Below are 21,606 nucleotides of genomic sequence, written 5' to 3'. Positions count from 1 at the left end.
GCCAGCGGGGGCGTCCTGCTGCTCTCGAAGCACGGGTGTCACGGAACCACAGGGGTCCGACACGTCCCCTCCCGCGCGTCGGCCAGGCCCAGCTCGCCCACCAGGGCCTCGACGTTGGAGGCCGCGTTGAGCGAGTACAGGTGCAGCACCTCGACCCCCTCGGCGAGCAGCCGCCGGCCGTCCTCGACGGCCACCCGCATGCCCTCCTCGCGGAACGCGCCCCGGTCGTCGAGGAGGGGGGCCAGCCGCTGGTTCAGCCAGGACGGCTCGTGCCCGTCGGTGAGCCGCCGGGTCACCTCCAGCACCCGCGGGCTGGTGACGGGCAGCAGCCCCGGCACGAGCGGCGCGTCGCAGCCGGCCGCGGCGAGCCGGTCCCGCAGCCGCAGGAAGTCCTCGACGTCGTACGTCAGCTGCGCGATCGCGAAACCGGCCCCGGCGGCGAACTTGCCCAGCAGGTGCCGCAGGTCGGTGTCGGCGTCGGGCGACTCGGGGTGGCCCAGGGGGAAGGCCGCGACGCCGACGCCCTCCACGCCCCGGGCGAGGGCCAGCCGCACGAGCTGGTCGGCGTGCGCGAGCCCCTCCGGGTGCGGTTCCCAGGGCGCGCGGGGGTCCCCGTGCGGGTCACCGCGCAGGGCCAGGACGTCGCGCACCCCGCCCTCGACCAGCTCGTCCACGACGGCGGCGAGCTGGGCGGCCGACTGCCCCACGGCCGTCAGGTGCGCCACGGGCCGCAGCGGGGTCTCGCGCGCGGTGCGGGAGGCCAGCTCGACCGTGCCGGCCCGGTCGCCGCCGCCGGCGCCGTAGGTGACCGAGGCGAAGACGGGACCGAGCGCGCCGAGGCGCTCCACGGCGCGCCACTGCCGGGCGGCCGTCGCCTCGTCGTGGGCCGGGGAGAACTCCACGGAGAAGCGCCGCCGGGCCGCGCGCAGGTCCTCGACGAGCGTCACCGCCGCCCCTCCCCGGCCGGTCCCTCCCAGGGGGCCGCCCACTCCCCCGCGTCCCAGCGGGCCCGGCCGAGGTCGACGCGCACGTCGGCGGCGTCGTGGGCCAGCCGCCGCAGCGGGGTCCCCTCGGACCGCCAGCGCCGCAGCGCCTCACCGGCCAGGGGCGGCGGGGCGCTGCCGTCGGCGCGCAGGACGCGCCACCAGGGGGCGTCGGAGCCGAAGCGGCGCAGGACGTTGCCGACGAACCGGGGCCCGCGGTCGCCGACCCGGGCGCCCACGTCGCCGTAGGTGAGGACGCGGCCGCTCGGGATGGCGTGCACGACCTCCAGGACCTCCTCGGCGCGCTCGGGCAGGTGCGGTTCCACGCCTGGAGCCTGCCACGGTGCGGCGGGCCGGGGTCGTGTCGGACCCGTGGTGCACGGTGCCGTCGTGACCTCCTCGATGCGCTGGGCCGATGTCGAGACCGCCGGGGCGGGGTTCGCCGCCGCGGTGCTGGCGCGCTTCACGGCCAGCAAGCACCACGTGCTCGCCTCGCTGGCGCGCGACGGCTCACCCCGGGTGTGGGGCACCGAGGTCGACCTGTGGCGGGGGGACCTGCTGCTGGGGTCGATGGTGCCGGCGCGCAAGGTGGACGACCTGCGCCGGGACCCGCGGTGCGCGCTGCACGCCAACCCCGGCGACGGCTCGATGACCGGCGGTGACGCCAAGCTCGCCGCCCGGGCCGTGGAGGTCACCGACGCGGCCGTCCTGGCCGACTTCACGGCCGAGCGGCAGCCACCGCCGCCGTTCGTCCTGTTCCGCCTGGAGCTGACGTCGGTGGTGCTGACGGAGGTCGACGGGGACGTGCTGCGCATCCGCAGCCTGCGGCCGGGTCAGGCGCTGCGCACGGTGACCCGCTGACCCGCTGAGCGCGTCAGGGGTTGGGCCAAGGGTTGGGCAGGGCGCCGCGCAGCCCCTTGGTCTGCTGCGCCATCACCGGCGCCAGCCGGCCGGGCCCGGGGTTCGGCTCGTGGCCGTGACCCAGGACGTGCCCGATCTCGTGGTTGACGACGTACTGCCGGTAGCCGGTGCGGTCCTCGCCGTAGTCGGGGATCGCCTCGACCCACCGGTACCAGGTGAGGACGGCCGCGTCGCCGGAACGGCACGACAGCGTCCCCATCGTCCGCAGCGGCCGGCACAGCGCCGCGGAGGTGTCCGGGGTGGCCAGGACCAGCCTCACCTGCGCCTCGCCGTCGGTGCGCGCGAAGCTCGTCGTGCCCCCGGCGCCCCAGCTGCGGGGGTCGTTGAGCACCCCGAGGGCGAAGTCGGCGAACGCGGTGGCGTCCAGCAGGCCCGCGTCGAGGAGGTCCCGCTCCACCTCCACGCGCACGGTGCGCACGCGCGCCGAGGGCGGGGCCGGGCTGGAGCCGGGGACGACGACGAGCGCCCCGCCGCCGGACCGCGGGACCTCCCGGCGCAGGACACCGGCGTCGACGTCGGCCTGCGTGAGCCCGGGCGGCAGGGCGCTGGTCGTCGGGGCGGCCGGGGAGGTGGGGGCGGCAGCCGCCGCGCTGGTCGCCCCCGCCGGGGTGGTGGCGCGGGGGGTCGTGGTGGTGGGAGCACCGGGCGTGCTCGCCGCCGTCGGGGTGCCCGTGCAGCCGGCCAGCGCGAGGCCCACCCCGCCCAGCAGCAGGGCGCGGCGGGCGGGGAAGCGGTGCGGGGCGGCCACGGGCGCAGCATGCCACCCGTCCGCCGGGAGCGAACCGGAGCGCCGCGCTGCGGCGACGGGGACCGGCGACGACTAGCGTGGAGCGGCGGCCGCCCGTGCGGCCGTGCACGAGACGAGATCGGCGAAACCCTGGAGGGGACTGCGGTGGAGGTTCGGATCGGCGTGCAGAACGTCGCACGCGAGCTGGTGTTCGAGTCGGCCCAGACCAGCGAGGAGATCACCGCTGCCGTCACCAAGGCGCTGTCCGGCGGCACGGTGCTCGAGCTGGCGGACGAGAAGGGGCGCAAGGTCGTCGTCCCGGCGGCGACGCTCGGGTACGTCGACATCGGCGCGCAGGAGCAGCGCAAGGTCGGTTTCGGCCTGTCCTGAACCGGCCCCGGAGCCACCCGGGGAGCCGGCCGGGCGCGCAGGGGCGGTGACGGGTCCCGTCACCCTCCGGCGCGCCCGGCCGGCGGCGCCGCGTCACGCCGGGGCCGCACCCGGTTACCATGGTCGTGTTCAGGGTTGCCCGGTCGCCAGTCACGATCGGCTGCCGACTGCCGCGACGCGGCTGCACGCCCCGCCTGACGACGTTCCCCGCCGCTCGCTCCGGTTCCCCGCGAGCCCCTGCAGCGGGTTCCGCGCGGACGCAGCCGCCGTCGCCCCTCGCACGGGAGACGCATGACCGACCAGAGCACCACCGACAGCACCACCGAGGGCACCGCCCACCACATCGGCACCTTCGCCGAGCACGGCGTCGACGCGCGCATCGCGCAGTCCCTGGCCGGTGCCGGCATCACCACCCCGTTCCCCATCCAGTCGATGACGCTGCCGGTGGCGCTGAGCGGGCACGACATCATCGGCCAGGCCAAGACCGGCACCGGCAAGACCCTCGGCTTCGGCGTGCCGCTGCTGCAGCGCACCGCCGTGCAGGGCGACGCGGCGTACGACGCGCTGGTGCACCCCGGCAAGCCGCAGGCCCTCGTGATCGTCCCCACCCGCGAGCTCGCGGTGCAGGTCGCCGGTGACCTCACCACCGCCAGCCGGAACTACCCCGCGCGCATCCTCACCGTCTACGGCGGCCGCGCCTACGAACCGCAGATCGACGCCCTCGTCAAGGGCGTCGACGTCGTCGTGGGGACCCCGGGCCGTCTGCTCGACCTGGCCCAGCAGCGTCACCTGGACCTGTCGAACGTCATGTGCGTCGTCCTCGACGAGGCCGACGAGATGCTCGACCTGGGCTTCCTGCCCGACGTCGAGCGCCTGCTGGCGCAGACGAACCCGGCCCGCCAGACGATGCTCTTCTCCGCGACGATGCCCGGTCCGGTCGTGGCGATGGCGCGCTCGTACATGCGCCAGCCGACGCACATCCGCGCCGTCGACCCGACCGACGACGGCGCCACCGTCGCGGCCATCACCCAGTTCGCGTACCGCACCCACGCGCTCGACAAGGTCGAGGTGCTGGCCAAGATGCTGCAGGCCACCGGCCGCGGCCTCACAATCGTCTTCAGCCGCACCAAGCGGACGGCAGCCTCGGTCGCCGAGCAGCTCACCGAGCGCGGTTTCGCGGCGGCCGCCATCCACGGCGACCTCGGCCAGGGCGCGCGCGAGCAGGCGCTGCGCGCGTTCCGGCACGGCAAGGTCGACGTGCTCGTCGCCACCGACGTCGCGGCCCGCGGCATCGACGTCGAGGACGTCACGCACGTCGTGAACTACCAGTGCCCCGAGGACGAGAAGACGTACCTGCACCGCATCGGCCGCACGGGCCGGGCCGGGAACACCGGGGTCGCGGTGACCTTCGTGGACTGGGACGAGCTGCCCCGCTGGAGCCTCATCGACAAGGCGCTGGGCCTCGGCTTCGGCGAGCCCGTCGAGACGTACTCCACCTCCGCGCACCTGTTCGAGGACCTCAACATCCCGCAGGGCACGACGGGCCGGCTGCCGCGCACCCAGCGCACGCGCGCCGGGCTGGAGGCCGAGCAGGTCGAGGACCTCGGCGAGGTCGGCGCCGCCAAGGGCCGCCGCCCGCGCAAGGGGTCCGACCGCGGCTCCGACCGCGCGTCCGACCGCGGGTCGGCCCGTGGCCCCGCCCGCGAGGAGGCCGTGGAGGAGCCGCGCGAGGAGCGTCCCCGGCGCACCCGCAACCGTCGCCGCACGCGCAACGGCGTCGAGGTCGAGGCCACCGGCACCGCGGCGGCCCCCGGGACCACCGAGGGAACCGTCGAGGCGACCGTCGAGCCCGAGACCGCGGCCGACGTCACGCCGGACGTCACGCCCGACACCGCGCCGGCCCCTCGCCGTCGTCGTCGCACCACCCCCGCGGCGGCTGCCGAGGCGGCTCCCGAGGCGGCCGAGGCGGCCGAGCCGGTGACCACCGCGCAGGCCGACCCGACCCCGGCGGCCGGGGACGACACCCCCGCGCCCCGCCGCCGGCGCACCCGGACCGCCAAGACGGCCGAGGCGACTCCTGAGGCGACTCCTGAGGCGACCCCCGAGGCGACCACGGAGGCGACCCCCGAGGAGGCTCCGGCCCCCCGCCGCCGGCGCACCCGCACCGCCAAGACGGCCGAGCCGACCACGGAACCGGGTGCCGAGCCGACGGCGGACGCACCGGCGGACGCGGACACCGCCCCCGCGCCCCGCCGCCGGCGCACCCGCACCGCGAAGACGGCCGAACCGGCCACCGGGACGAGCGCGGACGCGGAGCCGGTCACCGTCACCGACTGACGCCCGGCCCACCGGTCCCCGGGGCAACCCGGGGACCGGCGGGAGGGTCAGGCCGTCCCGACGACGAAGGCGCGGACGGCGTCGGCGACCAGCTGGACGGCGATGGCCGACAGCAGCAGACCCGCGACCCGGGTCACGAGCAGGACCCCCGAGTCGCCCAGCAGCCGGTGCACCACGCCCGCGAAGCGCATCGCCAGCCACAGCGTGATGTGGACGGTGACGACGCCGAGGGCGATGGCGGCCCAGTCGCGCACGCCCTCGGACTGCTGCACGAAGACCATGGTGGCGACGATCGCGCCCGGCCCGGCCAGCAGCGGTGTGCCCAGCGGGACCATCGCGACGTTGACGCCGACGGTGCTCGTCGGCTCGTCGCCCTTGCCCGTCAGCAGCTCCAGGGCGATGAGCAGGAGGAGCAGCCCGCCGGCGGCCTGCAGCGAGGGCAGGCTGATGTGCAGGTAGTCCAGGATGCGCTGCCCGAAGACCGCGAAGGCGACGATGACGCCGAACGCGACGATCACGGCCTGCCGGGCCGCGCGCGAGCGCTGGGCGGGGCTGAAGCTGGCGGTCAGCCCCAGGAAGATGGGCACGGTCCCCAGCGGGTCCATGATGACGAAGAGGGTGACGAAGGACTCGCCGAAGAGCTGCCAGTTCACGCCGGGTGCACGACCCGCTCAGCCGCCAGGGCGTCGAGGCGCTCCAGCGCCTCGGGGTGGGTGGTGTTCTCGGCCAGCCGGTTCTGCTTCCCGGCGCCGTGGTAGTCGCTGGAGCCCGTCACGAACAGCCCCAGCGAGCGGGCGACGTCGCGCAGGTGGGCCCGCTCGGCGTCGGAGTGGTCCCGGTGGTCGACCTCGAGGCCGGCCATCCCGGCGTCGACCATCGCCTCGATCTGGTCGTCGTCGATGCAGCAGCCCCGCTTGGACGCGGCCGGGTGCGCGATGACGGGGACGCCGCCGGCGGTCCGCACGCGCTTCACGGCCTCGACGGGGTCGGGGGCGACCTGCGGGACGAAGTACTTGCTGCGGCCGGACAGCAGGGTCGCGAAGGCCTCGTCGCGGTCGGCCACGACCCCGCGCGCCACGAGGGCGTCGGCGAGGTGGGGCCGCCCGATGGTCGCCGCACCGTGGACGTGCTCCAGGACGTCCTCCCAGCGCAGGCCCGTGTCGGGGGCGAGGAGGTCGACCATCTGCCGGGCCCGTCCGACCCGGGAGGCGCGGGACTCGGCCAGCATGGCGACGAGGGCGGGGTCCTCGGGGTCGTGGAAGTAGGACAGCAGGTGCACGGACACCCCACGGAGCAGGCAGCTGATCTCGACGCCCGGGACGAACCGGAGCCCTTCTCGATCGGCCGCCGCCGCGGCCTCCGCCCAGCCCGTGCTCGTGTCGTGGTCGGTGAGAGCCACGACGTCGAGCCCGGCCTGCGCTGCGGAGGCGATCACGGCGGCGGGGGGTTGTGTCCCGTCGGACGCCGTGGAGTGCGTGTGCAGGTCGATGCGCACGCGCTCCACTTTACGCGCCGGGGCGCCCGGTCCCGCTCACGCGCGGGCCGGGGCGGCCACCGCCGTCCACCGCAGCCGCGGGGACATCGCCCCGCAGGGCACGTCCAGCTCGTGCGCGGGGTCGCGCAGGTCGACCAGCTGCAGGTCGTCCAGGAGGGTGGCCCCGGCGGCCGCGGGCCACAGCAGGGCCCACAGCCACACCCCGCCGGCCTCCCCGACGAGCACGCAGCGGTCGCCGTCGGCGGGCACGCTCCACAGCGGCGTCGAGGCCCCCGCGGCGTGCAGGCGGACGGCGGGCCGGCCCGTGGTGAGCCCCTCCCCCGGGTCGAGGTCGTCGCGGCCGGCCAGGTGGGCCCCCAGGCCGGTGCCCGGCTGCTCGGAGACCAGGAGGAGGTCGGCGACGCGCGGGCCCGGGGCGGGGCCGTGGTGCGGGCCGCTGACGGCGACGACGACGGCCTGGGACTCGTGCCGGTCGTCGCGCACGCACCGGGTGCCCGTCACGAGCCAGCCGTCGGGCAGGGGCCACGGCAGCCACACCGGGACGTCGGAGTGCCGCGACACCCACGCCAGGTGCTCGGCGTCGCCGGGGTGCGGCGGCTGCAGGGGGACCACCTCCCCGTGCACCGCGCAGGTGTGTCCGGAGTGCCAGATGCTGGGTGCCCTCACCGCGCCGTCGCAGCGGGGGCACTGCGGTGTACCGCCCATACCCCACGGTCGCGCCAACTGCTGCGGATCGTCAACCGCGCACCACGGACGGTCCCGGGCACCGGGTGGGGGGACAACCCTGGGCGGCGGGGGCGATGATGAGGCGGTGAGCACCTCCCAGACGACCACCGCCGCGACGGACGCCCCCGGGACGATCGGGGAGGTCCTGGACGCCCACGCCCCCGAGGCGGCCGGGGAGGCGGTCGCGGCCGGCGGCGGGAGCGACCACCGCACGACCCCCCGCTCGGAGGCCTTCCGCGCGTTCATCGCCTCCGGCTGGGGTCCCCGGCCGGCCGAGGACCTGCGACCCGCCGAGGTGGCCCCCTTCGCCGCCCGCCGCCGGCAGGCCCTGTCGGCGCTGTTCCCCGGCGAGGTCCTCGTCGTGCCCGCCGGCCCCCTGGTGCGGCGCTCGAACGACACCGACTACCGGTTCCGCCCGCACTCGGCCTTCGCCCACCTCACCGGGCTGGGCACCGACCGCGAGGCCGACGCGGTCCTCGTGCTGCACCCGCGCGACGAGGGCCACGAGGCCGTGCTGTACGTGCGCCCGCAGGCCGGCCGGGACACCGAGGAGTTCTACGCCGACGCCCGCTACGGGGAGCTGTGGGTCGGTCCCCGCGAGTCCCTCGCCGCGCTCGCGGCGCAGACGGGCCTCGTCTGCCACGACGTGGCCGACCTGGCCGGGGAGGTCACCGCCGGGCTGGGCGACGCCAAGGGCCTGCGGCTGGTCCCCGACGCCGACCCGGCCGTCACCGCGGCGGTGACCCCGTTGCGCGGTGAGGTCGCCGAGGGGGCCGACGACGAGTTCGTGACGGCGCTGTCGGAGCTGCGGCTGGTCAAGGACACCTGGGAGGTCGAGCAGCTGCGGCAGGCCGTCGCGGCCAGCGCCCGCGGCTTCGAGGAGATCGTGCGGGCCCTGCCCCGCGCGGTGGGCCACCCCCGCGGTGAGCGCGTCGTGGAGGCCGTCTTCGACGGCACCGCGCGCGTGGAGGGCAACGCCGTCGGCTACGAGACGATCTCCGCGGCGGGCGACCACGCGTGCACGCTGCACTGGATCCGCAACGACGGCGCGGTCACCCCCGGGCAGCTGCTCCTCGTCGACGCCGGGGTGGAGGTCGACTCCCTCTACACCGCCGACATCACCCGCACCCTGCCCGTGGACGGCACGTTCACCGAACCCCAGCGCCGCGTCTACCAGGCCGTGCTGGACGCCGCCGAGGCCGCGTTCGCCGTCGCCCGGCCCGGGGTGAAGTTCCGCGAGGTGCACGAGGCGGCCATGGCGGTCGTGGCCGACCGGCTCGCGGCGTGGGGGATGCTGCCGGTGGACGCGGCGACGTCGCTGGAGCAGGACGGGCAGTTCCACCGCCGCTGGATGCCGCACGGCACCAGCCACCACCTCGGGCTGGACGTGCACGACTGCGCCCAGGCCCGCAAGGAGATGTACCTCGACGCCGAGCTGCGCGAGGGCATGGTCTTCACGATCGAGCCGGGCATCTACGTCAAGACCGAGGACGAGCTGGCCCCGCAGGAGCTGCGCGGCATCGGGGTGCGCATCGAGGACGACGTCCTCGTGACGGCCGACGGGGTGGAGAACCTGTCCGCCGCGCTCCCCCGCACCCCCGAGGCCGTCGAGGCGTGGATGGCCTCGCTGCGCTGACGCGCCCGGGCGCACGTCGACCCCACGGCCCCCGGTGAGGGGCGTGGGGTCGACGGGCCGGGACCTGCGGGGCTACTGCGAGCCGTCCTGCTCCTCGCGCGCCTTGGCCTCGGCGGCGCGGCGCGCGCGCCGGGCCTCCTCCATCTTCTCGGCGTAGGTCGGGCCCGACAGGTCCAGCTCGGGCTCGCGCTCGGGCGCCTTCTCGAACGACGGCGGCGGGGGCGGCTGGTCGGCGGGGCCGGAACCGGGCGGCGGCGGGGGCATGTACGGCTGGGTGCCCCCCGGGGGCGGGCCCCAGGACCGCGACGGCTGGTCGGGGGCGCCCCAGGGCGCCGCGCCGTCGGCCGGTCCGGTGCCGCGGCCCAGGCCGTTGGGCAGCCGGGACAGCACCTCGCGCGCCTGGCCGGCCAGCTGCGGCAGGCACAGGACGGTGTACTGGGAGGCGACGATCTGGGAGCTGGACGTGAAGTCGCGCCGCCCCCCGGTCAGCGCGTACGAGATGACGCCGAAGAGCATCCCGAAGCCCGCGCCGACGAGGATGCCGGTCACGAGGGCTCCGGTGCCGCCGGGGCCGAAGACGCTGAGCATCAGGCCGATGAGCAGACCGAACCAGGCCCCCGAGGCGGCCCCGGCGCCGGCGGCGCGGCCGTAGGTGAGGCGACCGGTGACGCGCTCGACCATCTGCAGGCCCGTGCCGACGATCGTGACGTTCTGCACCGGGAAGTGCTCGTCGGAGAGGAAGTCGACGGCCCGCTGCGCCTCGGAGTACGTCGCGTAGCGGCCGATCGCCTCCCCCTGCGGGGGCGTCGGGGTGCTCATCCGCTGCGGACCCATCGGTCCGAGGTTCGACATGGGGCTTCCTCACCGGTGGCCGTCCGTCCCGCGACGTCGGCACGGGATCGGGGTCGGCGACCTCCCGGAGGAGATCACCGACATCCTGCCCAACGCGACGGCGGCCGCGAACGTGCCCGCACGTCCGCGGCCGGCCGCTGCTGGAGGGTCAGGCCTTGCGCTTGGCCCCGGCCCGACCGGCGGCGGCCTTGGCCGCCACCTCGGTCGTCGCGCCGGCGGTCGTCAGCTGGCCGCCGGAGGTCTCCAGGTGGGCCCGGACGAACCAGTGGAACTGCTCCAGCTGCCCGGCCTGCCCGATGAGCAGGTCCTGGGTGACGAGGTCGAGGTCGTCGGTGGCCTCGATCGCGGCGCGGTGGTCCTGGATGACGCCGGTGTACACGAGGTCCAGCGCGCCCAGGTGCTCGATGGCCCCGGCCCGCCCGATCGAGTAGTCGTCCCAGCCGCGGTCGGCGACGAGGGCGCCGGGGGTGCCCACGGGCGACAGGCCCAGGGTCGCGATGCGCTCGGCCGTCGCGTCGGCCATCTCGCGGACGGCGTCGACCTGCGGGTCGAGCATCTCGTGGACCGAGATGAAGTGCGGCCCGACGACGTTCCAGTGGACGTGCTTGAGCGTCAGGTGCAGGTCGGTCAGCGCGTTGAGCCGGTCCTGGAGGAGCCGGGCCACCTGCGCGCCCTGCTCCGTCGTCAGGCCGGGGATCGTGTAGGAGGGGGTCCCCTCGGACGTCAGCTTCTTGCTCTCCTTGGCCATGCGATCACGGTAGGAGCGCCCTCGCCGCCCCGCGAGCCGGAAGCCCCTAGATTGGAACGTGTGACCGGTTCCACCACCCGCCTGTTCGCCGCCCGCCTGGCGGGGACCTCGGTGTTCGACCCGCAGGGCGACCAGGTCGGCCGCGTCCGCGACGTGGTGGGCATGATCCGGGCGCGGGGACCGGTGCGCGTCATCGGCCTGGTCGTGGAGGTCCCCGGCCGCCGCCGCGTCTTCGTGCCCATGACGCGCGTGACGTCCATCGACACCGGCCAGGTCATCACCACGGGCCTGGTGAACATGCGCCGCTTCGAGCAGCGCGGCACCGAGACGCTGCTGCTGGCCGAGCTGCTGGACCGCACGGTCGAGCTGGCCGACGGCAGCGGGCCCGCGACGATCGAGGACCTCGGCCTCGACGCGGTCCGGTCCCGGGACTGGCAGCTGACCCGCCTGTTCGTGCGCCGGGGCACGGCGCCGCGGGGGCTGGCGGGCCGGCTGCGCCGTCGCGGGGACACCCTGACCATCGACGTCGACGCCGTCGTCGGCGGGGTGCTGGGGCTGGCCTCCCCCGACGCCGACCAGGGCGCGACGAACCTGCTGGCCGCGTTCGAGGAGCTCAAGCCGACCGACCTGGCCGAGGTCATCCACGAGCTGACGCCCAAGCGGCGCCGGGAGGTGGCCGCCGCCCTGGACGACGAGCGGCTGGCCGACGTCCTGGAGGAGCTGCCCGAGGACGACCAGATCGAGATCCTGTCGGCCCTGGAGGGCGGGCGGGCCGCGCACGTCCTGGAGGAGATGCAGCCCGACGACGCCGCCGACCTCATCTCGGAGCTGCCCGCCGAGCAGGCCGAGCGGCTCATGGCGCTCATGGACCCCGAGGAGGCCGAGCCGGTCCGCCGGCTGCTGGCCTACGACGACTACACCGCCGGCGGCCTCATGACGACCGACCCGGTGGTCCTGGCCCCCGACGCCACGGTCGCCGAGGCGCTGGCGCACGTGCGGCGCTCGGAGCTGAACGTCCCGCTGGCCACCGCCGTGTACGTGTGCCGGCCGCCGCTGGAGACGCCCACGGGCCGCTACCTGGGCACCGCGCACCTGCAGCGGCTGCTGCGCGAGCCCCCGCAGACGGCCCTGGGTCAGCTCCTGGACAACGACATCGACCCGCTGGCCCCGGACGAGACGCTGCAGGCGGTCACCCGCCAGCTCGCGGCGTACAACCTCGTCTCGCTGCCGGTGGTCGACGAGGACGGCCACCTGCTGGGGGCCGTCACGGCCGACGACGTCCTGGACCACCTGCTGCCGGAGGACTGGCGCGACGCCGACGAGGACGACGACCTCGAAGGGACCAGCGGGAAGGAGGCGGCCGGTGCCTGAGCTGCGGCCGAGTCGACGGGACCAGCGCCGGGGGCCGGTCCCCCTGGACACCCCGCGCGAGGTGCGGCGCCCGCTGCTGGCCCGTCCGGAGTTCGACCCGGACGCGTTCGGCCGGGCCTCGGAGAAGTTCGCCCGGTTCATGGGGACGGGGAAGTTCCTCGTCTGGATGACGGCGTTCGTCCTCGCCTGGATCGGGTGGAACGTGGCGGCCCCCGAGCGGTGGCGCTTCGACCCGTACTCCTTCACCTTCCTGACCCTCGTGCTGTCGCTGCAGGCCTCCTACGCGGCGCCGCTGATCCTGCTGGCGCAGAACCGCCAGGACGACCGCGACCGCGTCCTCAACGAGCAGGACCGCTCCCGCGACGAGCGGGCCCTGGCCGACACCGAGTACCTCACGCGGGAGGTCGCGGCCCTGCGCATCGCGCTGCGCGAGGTCGCGACCCGCGACTTCGTCCGCTCGGAGCTGCGCTCGGTCCTGGAGGAGCTGGCCGAGGAGGGCGTCACCGTCCCGGCCAGCCGCTCCCGCGACGCCAAGCGCAAGAGCAGCGGCAAGAAGCGCAAGCGGGTGGACGAGCCGGGCGCCGCGCGACCGGGGGGCGCGGACTCAGGTCCGGACGGTGACTTGCCGACACCTGCAGGGTGACGACCCTCGACGACGCCCCCGTGGCCCCCGGCACCCCCGCCTCGTCGCCGCAGCCGGGGACGCAGACGCGCAAGCGCCTGGGTGACGTCCTCGTCGAGAAGGGGCTGCTGGTCCCCGAGGACCTCGACGTCGCCCTGGCCGAGCAGCGCGACGTCGAGGGGCCGCGCCGCCGCCTGGGCCAGATCCTCGTCGAGCTGGGGATGGTCACCGAGGCCGAGCTGGCCCAGTGCCTGGCCGAGCTGCTGAACCTGGAGCACGTCGACCTCTCGCGCATCAACCTGGCGCCCGACGTCGTGCGGCTCCTGCCGCGCGCCGTGGCCGAGCGCTGCCGGGTGCTGGTGCTGGACAAGACGCCGGAGTACCTGCTGGTCGCCGCCGCGGACCCGACGAACGTCCTGGCCCTGGACGACGTGAAGCTGTACACGCGCACCCCCGAGCTGCACGTCGTCGTCGCGATGGACTCCCAGATCCGCGACCAGCTCGCGCGCGCGTGGTCCCTCACCGAGGACACCTCGCAGGTCTCGCGCATGGTCGAGGAGGCCTCCGACGACGACGAGGAGGACCCGCTCGCCGCGCTGAACGGCTCGGTCGACGACGACGCCCCCATCGTCAAGCTCGTCAACCGGATCCTGTCCGACGCGGTGCGGCTGCGCTGCTCGGACATCCACCTGGAGTCCCAGCGCGACCAGCTGCGGGTCCGCTTCCGCGTCGACGGCCTGCTGCGCGACGTCATGTCCGCGCCCAAGCGGGTCGCGCCGAGCGTCATCAGCCGCATCAAGATCATCTCCGGGCTGGACATCTCCGAGCGCCGCATCCCCCAGGACGGCCGCACCCGCGTGGTGGTCGACGGCGCCGCCATCGACTGCCGCGTCTCGACGCTGCCGGCCCTGCACGGGGAGAAGGTCGTCATCCGCCTGCTGACGCGCGGCGACGACGTCCCGTCGCTGCCGTCGCTGGGTTTCGAGCCCGAGCAGCTGGAGATCTTCGAGAAGGCGCTGTCGGTGCCGCAGGGCCTGGTGCTCATCACGGGGCCGACGGGTTCGGGCAAGACGAACACGCTGTACGCGGCCATCCACGCGACGATGTCGCCGGAGAAGAACATCATCACCCTCGAGGACCCCGTCGAGGTCCAGCTGCCCGGCATCACCCAGGTGCAGGTGCACGCCAAGGTGGGGATGACGTTCTCGGCGGGGCTGCGCTCGGTGCTGCGCCAGGACCCCGACATCGTCCTCATCGGTGAGGTCCGCGACTCCGAGACCGCCGAGCTGGCCCTCAAGGCGTCGATGACCGGTCACCTGGTGCTGACGACCCTGCACACCAACTCGGCCGTCGGCGCCCTGACGCGCCTGGTGGACATGGGGGCCGCGCCGTTCCTCGTCGCGTCGTCGCTGACGGCCGCGATCGCCCAGCGCCTGGTCCGCAAGCCCTGCGACTCGTGCGCGGACGGGTACATCCCCGACGACGACACGCTGGCGCTGCTGGACCTGACGATCGAGGACATCCTCGACGCGACGCCGCTGAAGGGCGCGGGCTGCCCGGAGTGCGGCGGCACCGGCTACCGGGGCCGCACGGCGGTGTACGAGGTCCTCGACGTGACGCCGAGCATGCGCAAGGTCCTCATGCACGACGCGACGGAGTCGGCGCTGCTGGCCGAGGCCGAGCGGATCGGGATGAAGACGCTGCGGCAGTCGGCGCTGGCGAAGGCCATGCGCGGGGAGACGACCTTCGAGGAGGTCATCCGCGTCACCGCGGGCTGACCGACAGGTGTCGAACTAGCAGGCGTAGGCTCCTCGTCGCACCACTCGCCGAGGAGAGGAGGCTGCCGTGCGCGCAGTCCAGTACCGGACCATCGGGGGCGCCCCGGAGGTCGTGGAGATCGACCGGCCGACACCGGGGCCGGGACAGGTCCTGCTGGAGGTGACGGCCGCCGGGATCTGCCACTCCGACGACTTCGTCATGAGCCTGCCGGCCGAGCAGTACACCTACGGGCTGCCGCTGACCCTGGGGCACGAGGGCGCCGGTCGCGTCGTCGAGCTCGGGCCCGGGGCCGAGGGCGTCGAGGTCGGCACGAACGTCGTCGTCTACGGCCCGTGGGGCTGCGGCGTCTGCCACGCGTGCGCGCAGGGCAAGGAGAACTACTGCCCGCGCGCGGCGGAGCTGGGCATCCACCCGCCCGGGCTCGGCGCCCCCGGCGCGCTGGCGGAGTTCATGGTCGTCGACTCCCCGCGCCACCTCGTGCCCATCGGCGACCTCGACCCGGTGAAGACCGTCCCGCTGACCGACGCGGGCCTCACGCCGTACCACGCGGTCAAGCGGTCGCTGGGCAAGCTGCGGGCGGGCTCGACGGCCGTCGTCATCGGCACGGGCGGCCTGGGGCACCTGGCGATCCAGATCCTGCGCGCCCTGTCACCGGCCCGCGTGGTCGCCCTCGACGTGACCGAGGAGAAGCTCGCGCTCGCGACGGCCGTCGGCGCGCACGACGTCGTCCTGTCCGACGCCGACGCGGCCGCGAACGTCCAGCAGCTGCTGGGCGGGCGCGGGGCCCAGCTGGTCCTGGACTTCGTGGGGGCGCAGCCGACGATCGACACGGCGATGGCCGTCGCCGGCGTGGAGTCGGACGTGACGATCGTGGGCATCACCGGCACCTCCGCCGCGGCGCAGGTCGGGTTCTTCCGGCAGGCCTACGAGGCGTCCGTGACGGTCCCGTACTGGGGCACGCGCGGTGAGCTCATCGAGCTCGTCGAACTGGCCCACCGGGGCGTGTTCGACGTGCACACCGAGACGTTCGCGATGGCCGACGCCCCGGCGGCCTACGAGCGCCTGCACGCCGGGACCCTGACCGGCCGCGCCGTGGTCGTCCCCTCGCTCTGACCCCCCGTCCCCCGCTCGAAGCACACCTCGAGCCCTCCGGGAGCGTTCCCGGAGGGCTCGACGTGTGCTTCGAGCGGGAAGGCGGGGTGGTGGACGCGGGGAGGCCGGGTCAGGAGCCGGTGAGCTCGCCGCCGAGGGCGAGCGCGCCGGGGCCCAGGTCGAGGTCGGCCGTGCGGACCGCCTGCCCCGAGGCCAGCGAGGCGTTCCCCGCGATCCCGACGACGACCGACCGCACCCCGTCGCGCCAGGACGCGGTGCGGCCCAGCGGGTCCGGGCCCGGCCCGACGAAGACGTCGCGCAGCAGCAGCGCGTCCCCGCCGCCGTGACCGCCCTCGCCGGCGGGGATCTCGACCTCCCGGGCGGGCGCGAAGTGCTGCTGCACGACGAGCCGCTCGGACACCGGCCGGGTCCCGTCCTGCCCCACGCCCTCGGGGTGCATGCTCGGGTCGACGACCCCCTCGGCCAGCGGCACCGACCCGCGCTCGACCACGGTCAGCTCGGCGCGACCGCGGGTCCCGTTGACGTTGACGACGTACCCCTCCCACGGCGAGTGGGCGTTGAGCGCGTAGGACATGGTCGCCGTCCCGCGCGCCACGGCGTGGTCGACGACGAGGGCGAGGTTGTCCTCGATGGTGATGCCGGCGTCGAAGACGTCGCGGTCGCGCAGGTACCCGTCGTACCCCTCGTTCTCCAGGTACAGCTCCCGGTACGTCGCGTTCGCGGCCAGGTCGAGGGAGAACGCGTCGCCGCGCCCGGCCTCCGACGTCCCGCGCGGCGGCCGGGGCCCCAGGCCGCGGGCTGCGGCGTTCTCGGCGCCGTAGAAGCGCAGGCCGCCGCTGGCGTAGACCCGGGTGGGCGTCCCGGCGATCCACCAGTTCACGAGGTCGAAGTGGTGGGAGCTCTTGTGGACCAGCAGGCCGCCGGAGTTCTCCTTCTGCCGGTGCCAGCGGCGGAAGTAGTCCGCGCCGTGGGCAGTGTCGAGGACCCACTCGAAGTGGACGGAGGTGACGTCGCCGATCTCGCCTCCGGCGATGACGCGCTTGAGGGCGCTGTTGCGCGGGGCGTACCGGTAGTTGAAGGTCACCAGGACCTCGCGCCCGGTGCGCTCGACCGCCTCGGCGATGCGGCGCACGCCGTCCTCGGTGGTGGTCAGGGGCTTCTCCACGACGGCATCGGCGCCGGCGTCGAGGGCGGCCACGACGTAGTCGGCGTGGAAGCGGTCGGGGGTCGTGACGATGACGCGGTCGATCCCCAGGCGCCGCACGACGTCCGCGAGGTCGGCCGGGTCGAACAGCTCCGGGGCGGCCAGGCCGGCGGCGACGACGCGCCGCTGGTGGACCTGCGCCCGACCGGGGTTGGTGTCCCCCAGGGCGACGAGGTCGCCGTCGCCGGCGTGGGCCCCGGCGAGGGCGTCGAGGTACATGCTCGCCCGGGACCCGGTCCCGACGAGCGCGTAGCGACGAGCGGACAAGGTTCCTCCACGGCGAAGGGCGGCGAACGGCAGGGAAGCGCTTTCCGTCCTACCCTGTCACCGCCGTTCGGGACGGTCAACCACCGCCCCGTACGCTGGGGCCATGCCTGGACCCGAGAGCGTGCGTACCGGAGTCCTGCAGGCTCTGGCGTCCGTGGACGACCCCGAACTGCACCGCCCGATCACCGACCTGGGCATGGTCGACGGTGTCGACGTCGACGACGCGGGCCACGTGGACGTCAAGGTCCTGCTCACGACGGCCGGCTGCCCCATGCGCGACACCCTGACCCGGGACGTCACCGCCGCCGTCCGCACCGTCGAGGGCGCGCGCTCGGTCCGCGTCCACCTCGGGGAGATGACGCCCGAGCAGCGCCGCGAGCTGACCGCCAAGGTCCGCGGCACGACCGGCGCCGCGCCGACCATCCCGTTCAACGACCCCGGCAACCTGACGCGCGTCTACGCCGTGGCCTCCGGCAAGGGCGGCGTCGGCAAGTCCAGCGTGACGGCCAACCTCGCCGCCGCCATGGCCGCCGACGGCCTGCGCGTCGGGCTGCTGGACGCCGACGTGCACGGCTTCTCCATCCCCCGGCTCCTGGACGTCCAGGGCAAGCCCACCAAGGTCGAGGACATGATCATCCCGCCCGTCGCGAACGGGGTCCGGGTCATCTCCATCGGCATGTTCGTCCCCGGCAACCAGCCCGTCGCCTGGCGCGGGCCGATGCTGCACCGGGCGCTGCAGCAGTTCGCCTCCGAGGTGTTCTGGGGCGACCTGGACGTCCTGCTGCTGGACCTGCCGCCGGGGACCGGGGACGTCGCGATCAGCGTCGGTCAGCTGCTGCCGCGCGCCGAGATCGTCGTCGTGACGACCCCGCAGGTCGCCGCCTCCGAGGTCGCCGAGCGCGCCGGGTCGGTCGCCGCCCAGACCGAGCAGCGGGTCGTGGGCGTCGTGGAGAACATGAGCTGGCTGGAGCTGCCCGACGGGCAGCGGATGGAGGTGTTCGGCTCCGGCGGCGGGCAGGTCGTCGCGACGTCGCTGTCGCAGAAGCTGGGGACCGACGTGCCGCTGCTGGCGCAGGTGCCCATGGACGTCGCGCTGCGCGAGGGCGGCGACGCGGGCCGGCCCGTGGTGCTCTCGCACCCCGACTCCCCCGCCGCGGTCGTCCTGCGCGACCTGGCGCGCACCCTGGCCCACCGCCCGCGCGGGCTGGCCGGGCGCCGGCTGGGGGTCAGCGTCGCCTGACCCGCCGCTCGGGCCGTCGGCCGGGGGTCACCCCGGGGACGGCCCGGGGCTCAGGTCGCGTCCTCGTCGTACGGGACCGCGGCGGGCTTGGCCGCCGGCTCGGAGGACTTCTTGCCCAGGTCGAGACCGCCGCCGACCGCGGTCGGGGCGCCCTTCTTCGCGGTGGGCTCGTCGTCGTCGTTCCACGCCTCGGTGAGGGCTTCCCGCACGATGCGCCGGGGGTCGTACTGGCGCGGGTCGAGCTTCTGCCAGTCGATGTCGTCGAACTCCGGGCCGAGCTCCTCGCGCATCTGCGCCTGGGCGCCCTTGGCGAAGCGCCGCGCGGACTTGACCAGGCCTGCCAGTTGCTCGGCGTAGTGCGGCAGCCGCTCGGGACCGAGGACCACCAGCGCCACGACGAGGAGGACGAGGAACTCGCCCCCGTTGATGCCGAACACGGGGCGATCCTAACCGTCGGCTTCGAGGGTGACGGGCACGTCCACGGTCTCTCCACCCCGACGGACCGACAGGGTCACCACGTCACCGGGTTCGCGGGCCCGGATGTCGACGATGAGCTCGGCCGGTTCGGTGACCGGCCGCCCGTCGATGGACAGCACGACGTCACCGGGCCGCAGCCCCGCCCGGTCCCCCGGACCCCCGGGCTCCACGGCCTCGGCCTCGTCGACGATCCGCACGCCCTGGCCCTCGTAGGTGCGGTCCAGGGACACCTTGATGACCGGGTGCACCGCGCGGCCGGTGCGGATGAGCTGCTCAGCCGTCCGGCGCGCCTGCTCCGAGGGGATCGAGAAGCCGAGCCCGATGCTGCCGCTGGCCGCCTGCCCGTCGGCCCCGGGCAGCGCGGCGATGGCGGAGTTGATCCCGATGACCTGGCCCGCGGAGTTCAGCAGCGGGCCGCCGGAGTTGCCGGGGTTGATGGCCGCGTCGGTCTGGATGGCCTGGATGTAGCTGGCGTCGGAGGCGGACTCCCCGGCCGTCACGGGCCGGTTCAGCGCCGAGACGATGCCCTCGGTGACGGTGCCCTGCAGCCCCAGGGGCGCGCCGACCGCCACGACGGGGTCACCCACGACGACGGCGTCGGAGTCCCCGAACGGCAGGGCCGTCAGGTCCGTGCGCTCGACGCGGACGACGGCGAGGTCGTAGGAGGTGTCCGCCCCCACGACAGTGCCGGGGGCCTGCCGGCCGTCCTGGAAGACGACGACCACGCCGTCGCGGTAGGCCCCGGCGACCACGTGGTCGTTGGTGAGGACGAAAGTGCCGCCGTCGCCGGTGGCGTCCAGGACGAACCCCGAGCCCGTCCCGGACCCCTCCTGGCCCTGCACCTGCAGCGCCACGACGCTGGGCAGCGCCGCGGCGGCGATGGCGGCGACCGTGCCGGCCGGGCGCTGCGTCGACCCCGCCGACGGCGAGGGCAGCGAGACCGAGGGGTTGGTCCCGCGGTCGGCGAGCTCGTCCTGCAGCAGCCCGCCAGCGAACCCGCCCGCGACGCCCAGCACGAGCGCCAGCGACCCGGCGCCGATCCAGCGCGCGGGCGAGCCGCGGCGCGCGGGAGCGGGCGCCGGCGGGTGCGGGTCGTGCGGGGCCGGCGGCGGGAAGGCGTCGTGACCGGCCGGGTGCTGCGGCTGCCACCACGCGTCGGCCGGCGGCTGCTGGGGCCGCTGCGGTGCCCAGGGGTCGGCGGGGGCGGCCGGGTCGGCCCACCCGCCCGGCTGGTCGGGCCCGTCGTGGCGGGGACGCGACCACCCGTCGCCGGGCGGCGGGGGCGTGCTCACGGGGTCGCGGTGGGCGTGGCGCCGACCGGGCCGCTCGTCACGGCGCTGCCGGTGGGCGAGGTGGTCGACACGGGCGTCGTCACGCGGGTCGACACGGGCGTCGAGGCGGGAGCCGAGGAGGGTGCGGCCGACGGGGTCGTGCGCAGCTCGGCCACGGGGGCGTCGCCCAGGTGCGGCACGCCACCCAGGACGAGGACGCCGACGATCCCCGCCCCCAGGAGGGAGAAGGTGCCGGCGAGCGCGGCCGAGACGGGGCGGCGGTGGACCCGGCGCGCGGCGCGCCCGGCCGGGCCGCGGCGACCGTGGGCGGGGTCGGTCCGCGAGGGCGGGGCGACACCGACGACGGGCCGGGCGGGGTTGGCGATCGGCAGGTCCCGCGGGCGCAGCGGGCCGCTGGGGCCGCCGATCTCCAGCAGCCGCACGAGCAGGTCGCCGGACGGCTCCGGCGTCGCCATGGCCTGCAGGCGGGCCCGGACGAGGCGTTCGGACTCCACGGCCCCGGCGCACTCGGCGCACTCGCTCAGGTGCTCCCCGGCGCGAGCCTCGGCGTCGGCCGCCAGGCGCCCGTCGACCAGCGGCGTCACCCGCGGTCCCAGGTGCGGACCGCTCACCGGTTGTCCTCGCCGTAGGCCAGCTGGGTCGGGGCCTGCGGGCGGGGGGCGCGGTGGGCCAGCGCAGCGCGCAGCTGGGCGCGGCCGCGGTGGATGCGCGAGCGCACGGTGCCGAGCTTGACGCCCAGCGTCGCGGCGATCTCCTCGTAGGACAGGCCCTCGATGTCGCACAGCACGACGACGGCGCGGAAGTCCGGCGGCAGGGCGTCGAGCGCGCGCTGCACGTCGTCGTCGAGGTTGCGGTGCTCGTAGGCGCGCTCGGGCCCGACGTCGGTGCTGGCGAGCTTGTCGCCCGCGTCCTCGGCGAGGGCGTCGAAGCGGATGCGCTGCTTGCGGCGGACCTGGTCGAGGAAGAGGTTGGTGGTGATGCGGTGCAGCCAGCCCTCGAAGGTGCCCGGCTGGTAGTTCGACAGGGATCGGAAGACCCGGACGAAGACCTCCTGGGTGAGGTCCTCGGCGTCGTGGCGGTTGCCGGTGAGGCGGTAGGCGAGCCGGTAGACGCGCGCGGAGTGGTCGCGGACCACGTCCTCCCAGGTGGGGGGCACCCACGTCGAGGCCGCCGCGGCCGGCGACAGGGTCGCCGGGTCCACGGTGGGGACGGCAGAACGACCGGCGGTGTCGCCGGTGTCGTCGCTCACGGTGTTCCTCCTGGAACGGGCGGGGAAGGGGGCCGCGCACGGCACCGCCACTGCTCCCATGGTCTCCCACTCCCCTCGTCTCGGCCAGCCTGCGCCGGCAGAACCAGCCGGTCGTCGTCGCAGGGTCCAACGGAGGTCTGACCCCGACGGTTCCCCGGTCGGGCGACGCGCGGGGAG

The 21,606-nt window shown here is 75.4% G+C and carries 22 protein-coding genes; 9 read left to right on the top strand and 13 right to left on the bottom strand.

The genetic code is table 11. The features are described from left to right. Positions 1-38: 38 nt before the first annotated feature. The gene (locus BJ968_RS17980; protein ID WP_179754158.1) at positions 39-947 is read right to left on the bottom strand and encodes a methylenetetrahydrofolate reductase; all 909 of its coding nucleotides are present in this window, start codon (positions 945-947) and stop codon (positions 39-41) included. After that, positions 944-1,309: an MGMT family protein gene (locus BJ968_RS26905; protein WP_218885151.1), complete on the bottom strand. Its 366-nt coding sequence runs from the start codon at positions 1,307-1,309 to the stop codon at positions 944-946. The genes BJ968_RS17980 and BJ968_RS26905 overlap by 4 nt, the downstream gene beginning before the upstream one ends. Before the next feature lie 76 nt (positions 1,310-1,385). On the opposite strand from BJ968_RS26905, the gene BJ968_RS26900 reads away from it, so the two are divergent. Next, the gene (locus tag BJ968_RS26900; RefSeq protein WP_179756956.1) at positions 1,386-1,844 is read left to right on the top strand and encodes a pyridoxamine 5'-phosphate oxidase family protein; all 459 of its coding nucleotides are present in this window, start codon (positions 1,386-1,388) and stop codon (positions 1,842-1,844) included. A 13-nt stretch (positions 1,845-1,857) separates the two neighbouring features. Here BJ968_RS26900 and BJ968_RS17965 read toward each other — a convergent pair whose 3' ends face one another. Then, positions 1,858-2,652, bottom strand: coding sequence for a DUF3152 domain-containing protein (locus tag BJ968_RS17965; protein WP_218885149.1), 795 nt, complete (start codon positions 2,650-2,652; stop codon positions 1,858-1,860). A 144-nt stretch (positions 2,653-2,796) separates the two neighbouring features. Between BJ968_RS17965 and BJ968_RS23815 the strand changes: the two genes are divergently transcribed. Together BJ968_RS23815 and BJ968_RS17955 are read left to right on the top strand one after the other, a co-directional pair. After that, complete coding sequence (locus tag BJ968_RS23815) at positions 2,797-3,021, top strand: DUF3107 family protein (protein WP_179754156.1); 225 nt, start codon at positions 2,797-2,799, stop codon at positions 3,019-3,021. Positions 3,022-3,312: 291 nt separating this feature from the next. Beyond that, the gene (locus tag BJ968_RS17955; RefSeq protein ID WP_246314153.1) at positions 3,313-5,358 is read left to right on the top strand and encodes a DEAD/DEAH box helicase; all 2,046 of its coding nucleotides are present in this window, start codon (positions 3,313-3,315) and stop codon (positions 5,356-5,358) included. Between the two features lie 47 nt (positions 5,359-5,405). Here the strand turns inward: BJ968_RS17955 and BJ968_RS17950 are convergent, their stop codons facing one another. The 3 genes from BJ968_RS17950 to BJ968_RS17940 are packed head-to-tail and all read right to left on the bottom strand — an operon-like array spanning position 5,406 to position 7,558. Continuing rightward, positions 5,406-5,963: a MarC family protein gene (locus BJ968_RS17950; RefSeq protein WP_218886404.1), complete on the bottom strand. Its 558-nt coding sequence runs from the start codon at positions 5,961-5,963 to the stop codon at positions 5,406-5,408. A 44-nt stretch (positions 5,964-6,007) separates the two neighbouring features. Continuing rightward, positions 6,008-6,853 (bottom strand): PHP domain-containing protein, encoded by an 846-nt coding sequence (locus tag BJ968_RS17945; protein ID WP_179754152.1) that lies wholly within the window; start codon positions 6,851-6,853, stop codon positions 6,008-6,010. Between the two features lie 36 nt (positions 6,854-6,889). Then, positions 6,890-7,558: a DUF6758 family protein gene (locus BJ968_RS17940; protein ID WP_179754150.1), complete on the bottom strand. Its 669-nt coding sequence runs from the start codon at positions 7,556-7,558 to the stop codon at positions 6,890-6,892. Between the two features lie 106 nt (positions 7,559-7,664). On the opposite strand from BJ968_RS17940, the gene BJ968_RS17935 reads away from it, so the two are divergent. Beyond that, a complete protein-coding gene (locus BJ968_RS17935) occupies positions 7,665-9,215 on the top strand; it encodes an aminopeptidase P family protein (protein ID WP_343078104.1) in 1,551 nt (516 codons plus the stop codon). Positions 9,216-9,287: 72 nt separating this feature from the next. On the opposite strand, the gene BJ968_RS17930 is transcribed toward BJ968_RS17935, so the two are convergent. After that, on the bottom strand, positions 9,288-10,067 hold the full coding sequence (locus BJ968_RS17930) for a YflT domain-containing protein (protein ID WP_179754148.1): 780 nt from the start codon (positions 10,065-10,067) through the stop codon (positions 9,288-9,290). Between the two features lie 148 nt (positions 10,068-10,215). Beyond that, complete coding sequence (locus BJ968_RS17925; RefSeq protein ID WP_179754146.1) at positions 10,216-10,815, bottom strand: Dps family protein; 600 nt, start codon at positions 10,813-10,815, stop codon at positions 10,216-10,218. Positions 10,816-10,875: 60 nt separating this feature from the next. Between BJ968_RS17925 and BJ968_RS17920 the strand changes: the two genes are divergently transcribed. The 4 genes from BJ968_RS17920 to BJ968_RS17905 all read left to right on the top strand — a co-directional run bounded on the left by BJ968_RS17920 (position 10,876) and on the right by BJ968_RS17905 (position 15,700). Continuing rightward, positions 10,876-12,186 (top strand): magnesium transporter MgtE N-terminal domain-containing protein, encoded by a 1,311-nt coding sequence (locus tag BJ968_RS17920; protein WP_179754144.1) that lies wholly within the window; start codon positions 10,876-10,878, stop codon positions 12,184-12,186. A gap of 1 nt (position 12,187) precedes the next feature. After that, entirely contained in the window at positions 12,188-12,829 is a 642-nt protein-coding gene (locus BJ968_RS17915) for a DUF1003 domain-containing protein (protein WP_179756950.1), read from the top strand. Then, positions 12,826-14,586: a GspE/PulE family protein gene (locus tag BJ968_RS17910; protein ID WP_343078101.1), complete on the top strand. Its 1,761-nt coding sequence runs from the start codon at positions 12,826-12,828 to the stop codon at positions 14,584-14,586. Before BJ968_RS17915 ends, BJ968_RS17910 begins: the two co-directional genes overlap by 4 nt. 67 nt (positions 14,587-14,653) lie before the next feature. Further along, complete coding sequence (locus BJ968_RS17905) at positions 14,654-15,700, top strand: alcohol dehydrogenase catalytic domain-containing protein (protein ID WP_179754142.1); 1,047 nt, start codon at positions 14,654-14,656, stop codon at positions 15,698-15,700. Positions 15,701-15,809: 109 nt separating this feature from the next. On the opposite strand, the gene BJ968_RS17900 is transcribed toward BJ968_RS17905, so the two are convergent. Continuing rightward, positions 15,810-17,171, bottom strand: a complete 1,362-nt coding sequence (locus BJ968_RS17900; protein WP_179754140.1) for a Gfo/Idh/MocA family protein — start codon at positions 17,169-17,171, stop codon at positions 15,810-15,812. A gap of 103 nt (positions 17,172-17,274) precedes the next feature. Between BJ968_RS17900 and BJ968_RS17895 the strand changes: the two genes are divergently transcribed. Next, positions 17,275-18,411, top strand: a complete 1,137-nt coding sequence (locus BJ968_RS17895; RefSeq protein WP_179754138.1) for an Mrp/NBP35 family ATP-binding protein — start codon at positions 17,275-17,277, stop codon at positions 18,409-18,411. Between the two features lie 50 nt (positions 18,412-18,461). Here the strand turns inward: BJ968_RS17895 and BJ968_RS17890 are convergent, their stop codons facing one another. From BJ968_RS17890 to sigE, 4 genes are read right to left on the bottom strand one after another with little or no spacing between them, the layout of a single operon-like run. Continuing rightward, positions 18,462-18,848: a twin-arginine translocase TatA/TatE family subunit gene (locus tag BJ968_RS17890; RefSeq protein WP_179754136.1), complete on the bottom strand. Its 387-nt coding sequence runs from the start codon at positions 18,846-18,848 to the stop codon at positions 18,462-18,464. Positions 18,849-18,857: 9 nt separating this feature from the next. Then, positions 18,858-20,180 (bottom strand): trypsin-like peptidase domain-containing protein, encoded by a 1,323-nt coding sequence (locus tag BJ968_RS24975; protein WP_179754134.1) that lies wholly within the window; start codon positions 20,178-20,180, stop codon positions 18,858-18,860. Beyond that, entirely contained in the window at positions 20,177-20,791 is a 615-nt protein-coding gene (locus BJ968_RS24970; protein ID WP_179754132.1) for an anti-sigma factor family protein, read from the bottom strand. Before BJ968_RS24970 ends, BJ968_RS24975 begins: the two co-directional genes overlap by 4 nt. Then, positions 20,788-21,489 (bottom strand): RNA polymerase sigma factor SigE, encoded by a 702-nt coding sequence (gene sigE / locus BJ968_RS17875; protein WP_179754130.1) that lies wholly within the window; start codon positions 21,487-21,489, stop codon positions 20,788-20,790. The genes BJ968_RS24970 and sigE overlap by 4 nt, the downstream gene beginning before the upstream one ends. Positions 21,490-21,606: the final 117 nt, after the last annotated feature.

Source organism: Kineococcus aurantiacus (assembly GCF_013409345.1).
Taxonomy (GTDB): Bacteria; Actinomycetota; Actinomycetes; order Actinomycetales; family Kineococcaceae; genus Kineococcus; species Kineococcus aurantiacus.
Note: the sequence above shows the minus strand (reverse complement) of the source record. Positions and strands in the feature narration are given on the sequence as shown.